The organism is Pantoea sp. MHSD4 (assembly GCF_021043305.1).
GTDB classification, from domain to species: domain Bacteria; phylum Pseudomonadota; class Gammaproteobacteria; order Enterobacterales; family Enterobacteriaceae; genus Pantoea; species Pantoea eucalypti.
In genome coordinates this window covers 116,417-130,352 of the sequence record NZ_JAJNDH010000008.1, presented here as the reverse complement: position 1 = coordinate 130,352, position 13,936 = coordinate 116,417, and the positions used below count along the sequence as shown (strand labels likewise).

General features: G+C 56.7%; 11 protein-coding genes. 6 read left to right on the top strand and 5 right to left on the bottom strand.

Annotation, left to right across the window (positions count from 1 at the left end):
- Window positions 1–53: 53 nt before the first annotated feature.
- From LQK91_RS20045 to LQK91_RS20035, 3 genes are all read right to left on the bottom strand, one after another.
- Complete coding sequence (locus tag LQK91_RS20045) at window positions 54–1,529, bottom strand: SulP family inorganic anion transporter (protein ID WP_078804992.1); 1,476 nt, start codon at window positions 1,527–1,529, stop codon at window positions 54–56.
- Entirely contained in the window at window positions 1,526–2,161 is a 636-nt protein-coding gene (locus LQK91_RS20040; RefSeq protein ID WP_105100041.1) for a carbonic anhydrase, read from the bottom strand. The genes LQK91_RS20045 and LQK91_RS20040 overlap by 4 nt, the downstream gene beginning before the upstream one ends.
- Window positions 2,162–2,730: 569 nt before the next feature.
- A complete protein-coding gene (locus LQK91_RS20035; protein WP_008925757.1) occupies window positions 2,731–3,540 on the bottom strand; it encodes a 5'-nucleotidase, lipoprotein e(P4) family in 810 nt (269 codons plus the stop codon).
- A gap of 106 nt (window positions 3,541–3,646) precedes the next feature.
- On the opposite strand from LQK91_RS20035, the gene LQK91_RS20030 reads away from it, so the two are divergent.
- Window positions 3,647–4,354 (top strand): polyphenol oxidase family protein, encoded by a 708-nt coding sequence (locus LQK91_RS20030; protein WP_003850193.1) that lies wholly within the window; start codon window positions 3,647–3,649, stop codon window positions 4,352–4,354.
- Window positions 4,355–4,555: 201 nt separating this feature from the next.
- A complete protein-coding gene (locus tag LQK91_RS20025; RefSeq protein WP_039659390.1) occupies window positions 4,556–6,574 on the top strand; it encodes an NADPH-dependent 2,4-dienoyl-CoA reductase in 2,019 nt (672 codons plus the stop codon).
- Here the strand turns inward: LQK91_RS20025 and rlmG are convergent, their stop codons facing one another.
- Window positions 6,575–7,693 (bottom strand): 23S rRNA (guanine(1835)-N(2))-methyltransferase RlmG, encoded by a 1,119-nt coding sequence (rlmG, locus tag LQK91_RS20020; RefSeq protein WP_039659392.1) that lies wholly within the window; start codon window positions 7,691–7,693, stop codon window positions 6,575–6,577.
- 83 nt (window positions 7,694–7,776) lie between these two features.
- On the opposite strand from rlmG, the gene LQK91_RS20015 reads away from it, so the two are divergent.
- Window positions 7,777–8,280, top strand: coding sequence for a M48 metallopeptidase family protein (locus tag LQK91_RS20015; RefSeq protein ID WP_008925761.1), 504 nt, complete (start codon window positions 7,777–7,779; stop codon window positions 8,278–8,280).
- Here the strand turns inward: LQK91_RS20015 and LQK91_RS20010 are convergent.
- Complete coding sequence (locus LQK91_RS20010; RefSeq protein WP_008925762.1) at window positions 8,277–9,965, bottom strand: chloride channel protein; 1,689 nt, start codon at window positions 9,963–9,965, stop codon at window positions 8,277–8,279. The genes LQK91_RS20015 and LQK91_RS20010 overlap by 4 nt on opposite strands.
- Window positions 9,966–10,111: 146 nt before the next feature.
- Between LQK91_RS20010 and LQK91_RS20005 the strand changes: the two genes are divergently transcribed.
- From LQK91_RS20005 to sstT, 3 genes are all read left to right on the top strand, one after another.
- Complete coding sequence (locus LQK91_RS20005) at window positions 10,112–11,098, top strand: Gfo/Idh/MocA family protein (protein ID WP_105100040.1); 987 nt, start codon at window positions 10,112–10,114, stop codon at window positions 11,096–11,098.
- Between the two features lie 255 nt (window positions 11,099–11,353).
- On the top strand, window positions 11,354–12,322 hold the full coding sequence (locus LQK91_RS20000; RefSeq protein WP_003850208.1) for a TerC family protein: 969 nt from the start codon (window positions 11,354–11,356) through the stop codon (window positions 12,320–12,322).
- Window positions 12,323–12,557: 235 nt separating this feature from the next.
- Window positions 12,558–13,790 (top strand): serine/threonine transporter SstT, encoded by a 1,233-nt coding sequence (sstT, locus tag LQK91_RS19995; protein WP_039659397.1) that lies wholly within the window; start codon window positions 12,558–12,560, stop codon window positions 13,788–13,790.
- Window positions 13,791–13,936 lie beyond the last annotated feature (146 nt).

Sequence of the window (13,936 nt, the reverse complement as noted above, 5' to 3'; positions counted from 1 at the left end):
ATCCGAGATATCCGATTTTTCCCTCTCAAACGACTTTACCGTTGCGTTTAGCGCTATTTTACCGCAACCGGCCACTGACTCAGGCGAATGCCGCGTTTATCAGCGTTATCGCCAAAATCTTTCAGCACCGCTTTGACGTCGGGATCGATATATTCCGCATTGTCGTTATCAACGATGACCACGCTGTTCTCTGGGATCTCATCCAGCAATCCCTGGAGCCTGGGATTATGCATAAAGGTCAGGTTCTGCTGAAAGCGCAGCACATAGTGGTCATCATAGCGGGTGAGCTGCAGTGCGTTGCGATGACTCTTATAGATGCTATAGAGGATCTGCGTGGCGATACCGATACCAATACCGACCAGCATGCCCAGCGTGATAATCCCGATGATGGTGGCCAGAAACGGCACGTACTGCTGCGCGCCCATCCGGAACTGCTCAACGAACAGTCGCGGTGTCGCCAGTTTATAACCGGTATAGAGCAGTACGGCAGCGAGGCTGGCCAGCGGAATGGCATTCAGCATCTCGCTGAACCACATGCCGCAAATCAGCAGCAGTACACCATGAATGAAAATCGACAATTTGGTCTGCGCGCCCGCACTGACGTTCACTGAACTGCGCACAATCACCGCCGTGATCGGCATCGCGCCAAGGAAACCGGCCGCCAGGTTACCGATACCCTGCGCGAACATCTCTTTGTTGGGCGACGGCGCGGGCGTCTGAGGACGCAGTTTTTTCAGCGCCTCCTGGCTCAGCAGGGTCTCCAGACTGGCGACCAGGGCTAAGGTCACCGCAACCACCCAGACCTGCGGATTCTGCCAGGCCATCCAGTCAGGCGTTTCCAGCTCCGCCACCAGCGCAGAGACGCTGTCAAAAGCGGGCAGCGAAATGCGAGCCAGACCCTGCGTCATCTCAGGAAACAGCCTCCCACCCATCACGGTAGCCAGGCAGCCGATGAGCACGGCAATCAGCGGGCCGGGGATCCAGGCCAGCGCCTTGATCCGTTTCACCGGTGCGGTGGTCCAGAGACATAAAATGGCCAGACCGACACCTGCTACCACGATGGCGGGCAGCGAGAAGGTCATCTCGCCGGTCACCAGCGACACCAGCTCCGCATCGCCAGCGGCACCCAGTGCCACCGGGATCTGCTGCATGATGAGCAGCAAACCAATCGCCGCCAGCATCCCTTTGATAACGCTGCCCGGCACCAGCGAAATAAACCGTCCGGCACGCAGCAGACCAAACAGGCATTGCAGCGCCCCGGCAATAATCAGTGCAGTGAGAAACGCGGAGAAACTGCCTAGCGACGCCATTGAGGCGACCACGATAGTGACCAGGCCCGCTGCCGGGCCGCTGACGGCAAATCGGGATGGACTCAGCGACGTCACGACCAGACCGCCAATCACACCCGTCAGCAGACCGGCAAACGGCGGTAATCCGCTGGCCTGTGCGATGCCAAGACAGAGCGGTAAGGCGACCAGAAACACCACCAGACCCGCCGGAATATCGCGACGCAGGGTATCGAGGTTCATAATGAAGGTTCCTCTGCAGATTGATGAATCAGTTCTTTGAGATGACCGGAGCGCAGGTCATAAACACAACCAAACACCTCCAGTTCCTGGCCCGATTGCCAGATTTGCCGGACCGGTTCAGATTTCACCAGTCTGGCGAATTGCGCCTTCACGTTGGCCTCAACCAGCCGATCAAGCTGTTCACCCGGCGTCACGTCTGAGGCCGGGCTTTCTGCCAGCCCCTGCTGAATATCATTTCGCAGCGTCTGAATACGTCTCGCCAGCGCGCTTTCCTGTCCGTCCAGCACGCTGCCCGGCAGGTTTTGCGCGGCTTCTACGCCGCCACAGCCATAGTGGCCGCTAAGGACAATGCGTTTCACACCGAGAAAGAAGAGCGCGTATTGCAGTACGCTCAGCAAATTGTCGTCGTCCTCAATCACCATGTTGGCGATATTACGATGTACAAAGAGTTCGCCAGGATGGGAGCCGGTTAATACCTCAGCCGGAACGCGACTATCAGAGCAACCTATCCAGAGTGAGTGCGGCTTTTGCTGATGAAGGAATTTTTTAAAATAATCCGGATTACGCTGGCGGCGCTGCAAGGCCCAACTGCGATTTTTCGCTAATAAGGGTTTAAGTGTCGTCACAATCATCTTCTCTCTACTACCGGGATGTCGCATCCTGGCTAACCACAACATGTGTCGGCACACAAATAAAGCATGAGCCGCCAGGGAAATAAGAACTGAATCACAGAAAAAGGTTATAGACGCTAACCATTCCCAATGCACGGGCAATATTTCACAACGCTTTGTTCTCACGGGTTTTGTCAATTTGCCGTCAGTAAGAGTCAGGGTTACGTAAATTTAATTAAGCAGCAAAGACGAAAGGGAAAAGCCAGAATTCATTTTTAATGAATCAAAAACATGTAGTTAGAAAATTAACTAAAGTTAATGCTGACAAATAAATACAAGCATTAACAAAGGGGTTTTTCAGCACCATACCAGCCAGCGCTCATTTCACCAGGAATCCTCTTAATTAAAAAATTAACCATTAGCACAATCAACCGGCTTAATGGGTATAAGCCAGTCAGATATACCTGTAATGAGTTAAGAAGGGAGCAAGAGATGATTAATTTAATTTGCAGGAAAATAGTGACGACAGTAAGTAAATAAGGACCAATAATAAACAGAGCCTGAACGAGCAGGCTCTTTTTCTTGACGAATTATTTACCGTTCCAGCTCTGCAGACGTGATTCACGCACCGACAACTGCTGTTCCGGGGTCAGCTTATTGTAGTTTTCCGCCATTCCGCTCTCCCAGTCGCCGTAGAGTGGATTGGGCAGCACGATGAACTGCGTACCAAACTGCTGATGGTTGAGATTCACGAAATCGCGACGCGTCTGATTACCCTTATGCCAGGTCGCCCCACCAAAATCGTTGAGGTTATCGCCGACGTAAAGCACCACGTTATAGCCCGCATTTTTGATGGCATCGAAACGTGCCTGCTTATTGGAGCTGTCGGTATTCAGACGTACCGTTTTATCGCTGACGTCAGGGAAGCCGAGCTGCTGCATATTGGCGACCGTGGCAGCGTAATCTTTCTGATCGCGGTTCGACACATAAAACAGCGTGCCGCCATTTTCTGTCACATGACGCGCGAACTCAACCGCGCCCGGCACCGCTTTCGCCTGACGCGCCTGCGTCCAGGCTGACCAGGTTTTGCTGCTGAACGGCTGGCCGTTTTTCGCCTGCCACGCGCTGTAGGCGCTGTTATCCAGCATGGTTTCATCCAGATCGACAATCACCGCTTTGGGTTTGCCGGTCAGCGACGGTGCCTGATCAAATGCCATGCGCGCGGTGTTAAACGCCTGCCAGGTCAGCGCCTGATATTCGCCAGACTGCTGGAACCAGTTTACAGCCAGCACCGATTGCTGACCGAGTTGCTGTTGCGCGGTCTGATGTGTCGACGAGGCGCAGCCGGTCAGGAGCAGCGCGACCAGTCCGGATGCTGCGAGTTTTGCGGAGGTTTTCATCATTTCATCCTTAAGGTGAGAAAGGTCTGAGGAGAAGCTTCAAAAATGTAGCAGTTAACGTAAGCTGTTGGCAGCCCAACGCACGCTGTTATAACAGGAGATTCTTATGGCCGTGATCCCGCGCTCGCCGTTGCTCGATTCGCTGGAGTGGCTCGATTATGCGTTTCAGCCAGCCGGTGAGCCACCTCCCGCCGATGCCGCCTATGGACATCAGCGCCACAGCGCAACCGTGGTCACCGATAGTGAGAACATTCCGCCCAAAAGCTGTGAGTCCGATGGCGTGATCGGCAGCGGAACGCGACCGGTGGCGGTCTACACCGCCGATTGTCTGCCGGTGCTGTTCGCCGACCGCCAACAGCGGATCGTGGCGGCGGTGCATGCCGGACTTAAGGGCACACTGGCGGGTGTGCTGACCCGCGCCGTGGAAAAACTGGGCGAGCAGGGCTGCAACCCGCAGGATCTGGTGGTGGCGATTGGCCCGGCGATGGGCCCCTGCTGCTATGAGCTGGCCGAACCGCAGCTGGCGGAGATTGCGCAGAACCCAGCGTTTGCCAGCGGGTTACGCTGGCACCGGAATCAACCGGTAAACCCACAAGCACAACGTCCACAGGCCGCAGCCCATCAGCAGGGTGTCTGGTTCGATCTGCCCGCACTGGCGACGCAGCTGCTGGTCAACGCGGGTGTGCCGGCCGCGCAGATCGACAACGTTAATGTCTGCACCTATTGCATGGCCGAGAGCGGTTCCAGCTACCGCTTCAATACCCACCATAGCAGCGGCTATCGTTCGCGCTATTCGTGGATCCGGCGGCGTTAACGGTTTCAGAGCCAGAAACATTAAAAGCCACGCACGCCACGGATGGCCGTGTTGCTTAAGGCCCGGGTTCCCTGCGCTCGCTCGCCCTGCTCACCTGCCGATGTTTATGATTTCACTCACACCCTGACATTCTTTCACTTTTTTTTAATGCAGAAGGGGCTAGAGTAAACTCATCCGACCACTTTGCTGTGAGTGACTACCATGTCCGTCAATCCTGATTATCCTGCGCTGTTTACGCCGCTGGATCTTGGCTTTACCCGCCTGAAAAACCGCTTTCTGATGGGGTCGATGCATACCGGCCTGGAAGAGCATCCGGATGGCGCAGCCCGGCTGGCGGCGTTCTACGGCGAGCGGGCACGGGAAGGCGTAGCGCTGATTGTCACCGGCGGCATCGCCCCCAATGCGCAGGGTGTTACCACCGCGCATGGCGCGATGCTCACCGATGAAGCACAATGTAGCTGGCATCGGCAGATTACGGAGGCGGTGCATCAGCATCAGGGCAAAATCGCCCTGCAAATCCTGCACACTGGCCGTTACAGCTATCAGCCCGATCTGGTCGCGCCCTCCGCCCGTCAGGCACCCATCAACCCGTTTACGCCACAGGCGATGAGCGAGACGGCGATTGAACAGACCATTGAGGACTTCGCCCGCTGCGCACGGCTTGCCCAGCAGGCAGGTTACGATGGTGTGGAGATCATGGGTTCCGAAGGCTACCTGATTAATCAGTTTCTGGTGAAACACACCAATCAGCGCACCGACCGCTGGGGCGGCGACTTCCGGCAGCGGATGCAGTTCGCACTGGCAATTACCCGCGCGGTTCGCGCCGCAACCGGTGACGCTTTTATCATTATCTTCCGGCTGTCGATGCTCGACCTGATCGAAGAAGGCAGTTCGCTGGAGGAGACCCTGTTGCTGGCGGGCGAGCTGGAACAGTGCGGCGTCACGCTGTTCAATACCGGCATCGGCTGGCACGAAGCGCGCATCCCGACCATCGCCACCTGCGTGCCGCGCGCGGCCTTTGCCTGGGTGACGCAGCGCCTGCGTGCCCACGTTTCGGTGCCAGTGATCGCCACCAACCGTATTAACCATCCCGCTGTCGCTGAGGCCCTGTTGCAGTCGGGCTGTGCCGATATGGTGTCGATGGCACGCCCTTTCCTCGCCGACCCCGCCTTTGTCAGCAAAGCGCAGCGCGGCGAACCGGACAGCATCAACACCTGCATCGCCTGTAATCAGGCCTGCCTTGACCAGGTGTTCGCCGGTAAAATCACCTCCTGCCTGGTCAATCCACGCGCCTGCCATGAGTCGCTGATGCCGGTCATCGCCAGCACCGCACCGCGCAGACTGGCAGTGGTGGGTGCCGGCCCGGCCGGAATGGCGTTTGCCCTGCAGGCGGCGCAGCGCGGACATCAGGTGACGCTCTATGAGGCCGCGCCCGGGATTGGCGGTCAGTTCAATATTGCCCGGCAGATCCCCGGCAAATCTGAGTTCAGTGAAACGCTGCGTTATTTCCGCTATCAACTGGCGGCAGCAGGCGTGACGGTTCAGACGGGCTGTCGGGTCACGCCCGATCAGCTGAGTGACGCCGATGAAGTGGTGCTCGCAACCGGCATTAAGCCGCGTACACCGGCTATTCCGGGCATCGATCACCACAGCGTGCTGAGTTATCTGGAGGTGCTGCGCGATAAGCGCCCGGTGGGTAAACGGGTGGCGATTATTGGCGCGGGTGGGATTGGCTTTGATGTGGCGGAGTATCTGTCTCAGCCGTCGCATGACGAGGATCTGGCGGCGTTTTACACAGAATGGGGCATCGACCACAGCCTTACACAGCGCGGCGGCCTGGTTGCCCCACAGCCGCCTGCCGCATCACGGCAAATCTGGCTATTGCAGCGCCGATCAGGGAAACCGGGTGCCAGGCTGGCAAAAACGACCGGCTGGATTCATCGCACCAGCCTTCAGGCGCGCGGCGTGGAGATGTGGGGCGGCATTGAATATCTGGCCATTGATGACAGCGGCCTGCACCTGAGGCGTAACGGTGAAACGCTGCTGCTGGAGGTCGATAACGTGATTATCTGTGCCGGCCAGGAGCCGCAGCGCGAACTGGAAGCCGCGCTGCGTGCAAAAGGACAGGTGGTAACCGTAATAGGCGGCGCAGATGTCGCGGAGGAACTGGATGCGCGCCGCGCGATAGCACAGGCGACGCAACTCGCTTTGACGATCTGACTAGCGCATTTTCACCGCGCGCAGCACCACAAACTTCTGGTTTGAGGCGATCAGTGTACAGTTGCCGAACAACTTCTTCAGCTTGTGGTGATAATCGAGGTGGCGGTTGCCGACAATGCGCAACTCGCCGCCATACTGAAGGCAGCGTTTCGCATCGCGGAACATCTGCCATGCCAGATGATCGGTAACAGCGTGCTGCTGATGGAATGGCGGGTTGCACAGCACCGCGTGCAGCCGATCTGATGGATAGCCGCTCAGCACGTTATTCACCAGGAACTGACAGCGCGACAGGTCATCAGGACGGTTTACTTCTACGTTCCGCTTGCTGGAGGCGACCGCCATATAAGACTCATCAAGGAAATGCACCTCGGCCTGCGGATTCTGCTCCAGCGCCACCAGTCCTACCACACCGTTGCCACAGCCCAGATCGACAATCTCACCTTCAATGTTTTCCGGCAGATGCTGCACAAACAGTCGTGCGCCGATATCCAGCGAAGAACGCGAGAAGACGTTAGCGTAGTTGTGGATCTGATAAGAGGTGCCATCCAGCGGCCAGACCAGCGTCGGCGTGGCCTCACGCAGTTCAGGCTGACTGAACTGGCTGTAGATCAGGCGCGCTTTTTTCCAGGCCAGTGAGGTTTTGGTTTCACCGATGATCTGTTCGAACAGCTGCAGAGTCGAGTTGTGGATCTCTTTGGCGCGCGCCGCCGCCACAATCACCGTATCTGGCGTGACGACTTCACGAATGGCACGCAGCTGATGCTCCAGCAGCGCCAGCGTTTTAGGCACTTTAATCAGCACCGCCGCCGGAGCCGCGGGCAGCTCAGCCAGGCTATCAACAAAGTGCACGTTGCTGTCATCCATCTCATTGAAGCTCAGATTTTGACGAGCGGCCTGCTGGCTCAGCCAGGAGTCGCTGACGTGCCAGACAGTGCGCGGATTCAGTGCGCAGGTTAACGCCCCGAAGCTGTCGTTGAAGATCAGCACGGGTCCTTCTGGCAGCGCCTGCTGTAACAGGTATTCATCAGCCGCATCCCAGGCTTGTAATGGACTTTCGTCACGCATCTGCGGGAAGCGATGCAGGATCAGTGTGCGATCGTTCAGTTCAAGTTGGCTCATGAATTCTCCGGCGTGGTACACTTTGATTGATTTTCGCCCCAAAATCGGGGGCGCAGTATACTGTCTTTCGCCAGGAATCCCTAATGTCCTCACTGATCTACCTTCAGGGTTATCCTGCCCCTCTTCTTGAGCAGGTCCAGACGCTAATCGCCCACCAGCGCTTAGGTGCATTTCTGCAGGAACGCTATCCTGACACCCACGACGTGATCAGTGATAAGGCGCTGTATGACTACACGCAGGCGCTGAAAAACCGCTATATGCGCAACGCGCCGCCAATCAGCAAAGTGATGTGGGATAACAAGATCAAGGTGATGAAGCATGCACTCGGGCTGCACACGGCTATCTCGCGGATTCAGGGCGGCAAACTCAAGGCGAAAGCGGAAATCCGTATCTCAACCTTTTTCCGCCTCGCCCCTGAGCCATTTCTGCGGATGATCGTGGTGCATGAGCTGGCCCACCTGAAAGAGAAAGACCACGATAAAGCGTTTTACCAGCTCTGCTGCCATATGGAGCCGGATTACCACCAGCTCGAATTTGACGCACGCCTGTGGATGACTGACCAGGCGATGCGCGGCAATGCGGCTTAAAGAAACTCCTGCGCTTTCTGAATCAGGCTGGTTTTAGTCAGCGCCCCCAGAAAGCGTCGCTCCTGAGGATTATTCAGCACCGGCAGACGCTCCAGCGTGACCGCGGCAAACGCCTCCCATCCCTCACGCATGCTCTGATTCTGAAAGACCACCGGGAAATCCTGATCCATGACGCACTGCACCGGGGAGTCGAGGGTGATCTCCTGCGCCAGCACCCGCCGTGAGATCTCATGAATCGACACTACGCCAAGGAATGCCCCTGCAGCGTTGATTACATAGACGTAGCGTTCACGTTTTAGCGAGCTGACTGCCAGCGCCTGCCCCACTGACTCCTCAGGCTGCAACGCCGCACCAGGAATGATCAGCTCAGCAATGCGCATGTTATCGAAATCGTATTTCGCTTCTGAACGGCTGAAGTGATGACTCACCACTGGATAAGTACTGGCGGATTGCAGGCGATAAACCACCATCGACGCCAGCACTGTTGCTATCATCAGCGGAAACAGCAGGCTGCTATTCAGCGTCATCTCCAGCACCATCAGCATCGCCATCAATGGCGCCTGACTGACCGCCGCCAGCACCGCTGCCATGCCAATCGCGGCATAAAGCAGCACATTGCCCAGCGGCAAATGCAGCGCCGCCCCGATCATCGCGATAATCACCCCAAGCAGCGCGCCTATCAGCAGCGAAGGCGTAAAGAGTCCGCCGACAGCGTTCGACCCCACAGACAGGCTGGTGGCGAGGGTTTTCAGCACCAGCAACAGCAGTAATCCCGGCAGCAGATAGTCGCCTGCCATGACTTTGACGATGACTTCGTAGCCGTTGCCGAGAATATCAGTAGAGATCAGCGCCAGTAAGCCGACGGCGAATCCACCCGCGCCCAGGCGCAAGGGCAGAGAAGCGATGCCGCTGAACAGTACTTTGCTGCGGGCGATGCATTTAATCAGAAGCCAGCCCGCCAGACCGGCGCTCAAACCAATGACCACCGTCATCAACAGGCTGCTGAGATCCATGGCGAAGTTTGCGTCTGCCAGTGGATAGAGCGCGCTGCGGAAGCCCAGCGTCCACATGGTCATCACCGCTGTCGCCGACGCGATAATCAGAGGGATCAGCCGCTGCAACGCAGAAATACCAAACGCAATCTCCGCCACAAAAATCGCCGAGGCCAGCGGCGCATGATAGACCGACGCCAGGCCCGCCGCAGCCGCCATCGCCACCACGTCACTGTTTTTCAGGTTCAGTGAGGCCGGTAACAGGCGGCCAATCGCACTGCCGCACAGCGCCGAAAGCTGCACCATCGGCCCCTCTTTACCGATCGAAGCACCGCTGCCGATACTGGCAATCGACGATAAGGCACGGAACAGCGAGGTTCGTGTCGGTACCGCATCGAGTCGGGCGTTGATCACTTCAAGATAATCCGTTTTCACCGTCTGCTGTTGCTCAATGGCAACCGCATAACGCAAAAAATAGCCCGCCAGCACCCCGCCCGCCCCCACCAGCAGCGGCCAGAAGATCCACGGCCAGAGATGCAGGGATTCGGTAATTTCGCCACTTCGGGCAAAGAGCAGATGGTTGATCAGTTCTATCACGCCGCGAAAAGCCAGCGTCACCAGCGACGCCGCACACCCGACCGGAATGGCGATCAGTAGTGTGGTCCAGTTTAATGCGTGCTTACTTGCTTTCACCTTCGCTCCCTGGTTGATGCCTGAATATCATGGCTTCAGCATATTATTGGAATGCGGATCGCAGGATCAATCCTTGCGTACCCGGCCCCCTTGCACCGCCTCGGGGAGATGTTACTCTGCCGCTTTAACGCTGCCGGAGAGATGACGTGATTCGTTTTGCCATTGTGGGAACAAACTGGATTACACGCCAGTTTATTGATGCCGCCCATGAAACCGGAGCGATGAAGCTCTGTGCGGTCTACTCACGCAGTCAGCAGCAGGCCGACGCCTTTATTGCTGATTATCCCTGCAAACAGACCTTTACCTCACTGGATGCCCTGGCCGCCTGCCCGGAGATCGACGCGGTCTATCTTGCCAGCCCCAATGCTCTGCACTGCCAGCAGGCGCTGCTGTTTATGTCGCACGGCAAGCATGTGATTTGCGAAAAACCGCTGGCCTCTAACCTGGCGGAAGTGGAGCAGATGATCGCCTGCGCCCGTGAGCATGAGGTGGTGCTGTTCGAGGCGTTTAAAACCGCCAGCCTGCCAAACTTCCAGCGGCTGAAGCAGGCGCTGCCAGACGTGGGTACACTGCGAAAAGCCCTGCTGAATTACTGCCAGTACTCCTCACGTTATCCGCGTTATCTCAACGGCGAGAACCCCAATACCTTTGATCCACGCTGGTCGAATGGCTCAGTCATGGATATCGGTTATTACTGCCTGGCATCGGCAGTAGCACTATGGGGCGAGCCAGACCGTGTGCAGGCCACCGCGACGTTGCTGGCGAGCGGCGTGGATGCCCATGGCGTGGTGGTGCTGAGCTACGGCGATTTCGACGTGACGATTCTGCATTCCAAGGTGAGTGACTCTTCACTGCCCAGCGAAATTCAGGGTGAAGCGGGTACGCTGGTCATTGAGAAGCTTTCGGAGTGCCAGAAGCTGACCTTTATTCCTCGTGGTGCTGAAAAGCAGGCGCTGAGTGAGCCGCAGCATATCAACACCATGCTATATGAAGCGGCTGCGTTTGCACGGCTGGTTGAGCAGCGTCAGGTGGACCATCCCGGACTGGAGGTTTCGCGGATTACCGCCGCGCTTCTGACCGAAATCCGCCGCCAGACCGGTGTCATCTTCCCGGCCGATCAGGCTGCTGTGTAAATATTTCTAAATATGTCTGAGATAGGTTGCTTCCTGTGCGGCTAAACCGTAACTTACTCTCCTGCAAAGGGGAGTAACTTGTAAGCTGATTGATCGTCACTACGTTGCGAAAGCATCCGGTCATCAGGCAACCCGGAATCGATTTCTGTGTTGTAAGTGAGACCTTGCCGGAAGGCGAGGTTTGCTTACACAAAAATAAGCGGCTGACGTCTTCTGACTTCAGCCGTTTTTTTCTTTTTAAGACAGGATACGAATATGCAAACTGTGGGTACGCCTTTACTCTGGGGCAGCTTTGCGGTTGTGGTGCTTATCATGCTGGCTATCGACCTGCTGTTGCAGGGACGCCGCGGCGCGCAGACCATGTCTTTCAAACAGGCGGCTGTCTGGTCGCTGATCTGGGTTTCCGTCTCACTGCTGTTTAGCGCCGCTTTCTGGTGGTATCTGGAGGGCAGCGTGGGACGTGAAGTCGCTAACACCCAGACGCTCGCCTTCCTGACCGGCTACGTTCTGGAAAAAGCGCTGGCGGTAGATAACGTCTTCGTCTGGCTGATGCTGTTCAGCTACTTCTCTATTCCGGCTAACCTGCAGCGCCGTGTACTGATCTACGGTGTGTTAGGCGCTATCGTGCTGCGTACTATCATGATCTTTGCCGGTAGCTGGCTGGTCACCCAGTTCAGCTGGATCCTCTATGTGTTCGGTGCCTTCCTGCTGTTTACCGGTGTGAAGATGGCGCTGGCGAAAGAGGATGACGGTGCAGTGGGTGACAAACCGGTGGTGCGCTGGTTGCGTAAGCATTTACGCATGACCGATGATCTCGACGGCGAGAAGTTCTTTACCCGCAAAAACGGCGTGCTGTTTGCGACCCCGCTGCTGCTGGTGCTAATCATGGTGGAACTCAGCGATGTGATCTTTGCCGTCGACAGTATCCCGGCCATTTTCGCCGTAACCACCGACCCGTTCATCGTGCTGACCTCAAACCTGTTCGCTATCCTGGGCTTGCGTGCCATGTACTTCCTGCTGGCAAACGTGGCAGAACGCTTCTCGATGCTGAAGTATGGTCTGGCGATTGTGCTGGTGTTTATCGGCTTTAAGATGCTGATTGTGGACCTGTACCATATCCCGGTTGGTATCTCACTGGGTGTGGTCGGCGCCATTCTGGCCTCAACCCTGCTGATTAATGCCTGGGTTAACCGCAAAAGAGATCAGAAAAAGATCGCACCATAATTACCTGCAGGGGCAGCGTATGCCCCTGTTTTATTTTGCGACAGACTGTCGTGCCATTTCATCCCTCTGTCACACTTCCACTATTCAGCATAATTAAAATCTGACCTGCGCCACACTGACAGAACTTTCTCTTTTCTCATCTGATGTTTTCCTTATACTCCGCCGGGCAAACCGTTTTAGCCGATGTAAAACATCGCGTCTGAAACTACATCCGCGACAAAATACAGAAAATATTATGCAGAAAACTTTCTCCGCACGACTGGGCACGCTGCTCGCCGGAAGCCTGGTGAAGCAAATCTTGATTGGGCTGATCGCTGGTGTGGCGCTCGCCTGGATTTCACACGATGCCGCGCTGGCAGTCGGTCTGCTGGGTGAACTGTTTGTCAGTGCGCTGAAAGCGGTCGCGCCATTGCTGGTACTGATGCTGGTGATCGCCTCGATTGCCAACCACCAGCAGGGCCAGAAAAGTAATATCCGGCCAATTATCATGCTCTATCTGCTGAGCACCTTTTTCGCGGCGGTGGTCGCGGTGGTCTTCAGCCATCTGGTTCCGCAGACACTTACACTGGCGGCAGGCACCACGGAAATCGTTCCTCCTTCCGGCATCACCGAAGTGCTCCATGGGCTGCTGATGAGCATGGTCGCCAACCCAATCACCGCGCTGATGCAGGCTAACTATATTGGCATTCTGGTGTGGGCCATTGGCCTGGGGCTGGCGTTCCGTCACAGCAGTGACAGCACCCGCGCCTTGCTGAATGATGCGTCTCATGCCGTAACCTGGCTGGTACGCTGCGTCATCCGCTGCGCGCCAGTCGGTATTTTCGGTCTGGTGGCATCGATTCTGGCTTCAACCGGCTTTGGGGCACTGTGGCAATATGCGCATCTGCTGGCGCTGTTGATCGGCTGTATGCTGCTGATGGCACTGGTGGTGAACCCGATGCTGGTGTTCTCTAAAATCCGCCGTAACCCTTATCCACTGGTCTTCACCTGCCTGCGTGAAAGTGGCGTCACCGCCTTCTTTACCCGCAGTTCTGCTGCCAACATTCCGGTGAATATGGCGCTGGCGAAACGTCTGGATCTGGATGAGGATACCTATTCGGTGTCGATTCCGCTGGGCGCAACCATCAGTATGGCGGGTGCGTCGATCACGATTACCGTGCTGACGCTGGCGGCGGTGCATACGCTGGGGATCAGCATTGATGTGCCGACGGCGATTCTGCTGAGTCTGGTGGCGTCACTTTGCGCTTGTGGTGCATCGGGCGTGGCGGGCGGTTCGCTGCTGCTGATTCCGGTAGCCTGCAATATGTTCGGCATTCCGAATGACCTGGCGATGCAGGTGGTGGCGGTCGGCTTTATTATCGGCGTACTGCAGGATTCGGCGGAAACCGCGCTGAATTCCTCTACTGACATTCTGTTTACTGCCGCCGTCTGTCAGGCAGAAGCAGAGCGCGAAACCAGCCGGGCTTAATCTTTCAGATAGCTCAAAAGCTCAAAGAGCGGGTGGCAGAGTCCGAAGAGCAAAGCGTCCCGCGCCAGGGAAGGCGCGGGCCGAGCGAGCAGGGATGCTTTAAGCGACTTTGCGATCGGACTCTGCCATCCGCGAAGGGCACAGGA

Bases quoted from the DNA above. Each gene is read 5' to 3' on its own strand.
- LQK91_RS20030 (WP_003850193.1), top strand. From the start codon at position 3,647: ATGGCCGTGATCCCGCGCTCGCCGTTGCTCGATTCGCTGGAGTGGCTC.
- sstT (WP_039659397.1), top strand. From the start codon at position 12,558: ATGCAGAAAACTTTCTCCGCACGACTGGGCACGCTGCTCGCCGGAAGC.
- LQK91_RS20000 (WP_003850208.1), top strand. From the start codon at position 11,354: ATGCAAACTGTGGGTACGCCTTTACTCTGGGGCAGCTTTGCGGTTGTG.
- LQK91_RS20025 (WP_039659390.1), top strand. From the start codon at position 4,556: ATGTCCGTCAATCCTGATTATCCTGCGCTGTTTACGCCGCTGGATCTT.
- LQK91_RS20035 (WP_008925757.1), bottom strand. From the start codon at position 3,540: ATGAAAACCTCCGCAAAACTCGCAGCATCCGGACTGGTCGCGCTGCTC.
- LQK91_RS20040 (WP_105100041.1), bottom strand. From the start codon at position 2,161: ATGATTGTGACGACACTTAAACCCTTATTAGCGAAAAATCGCAGTTGG.
- LQK91_RS20015 (WP_008925761.1), top strand. From the start codon at position 7,777: ATGTCCTCACTGATCTACCTTCAGGGTTATCCTGCCCCTCTTCTTGAG.
- LQK91_RS20045 (WP_078804992.1), bottom strand. From the start codon at position 1,529: ATGAACCTCGATACCCTGCGTCGCGATATTCCGGCGGGTCTGGTGGTG.
- rlmG (WP_039659392.1), bottom strand. From the start codon at position 7,693: ATGAGCCAACTTGAACTGAACGATCGCACACTGATCCTGCATCGCTTC.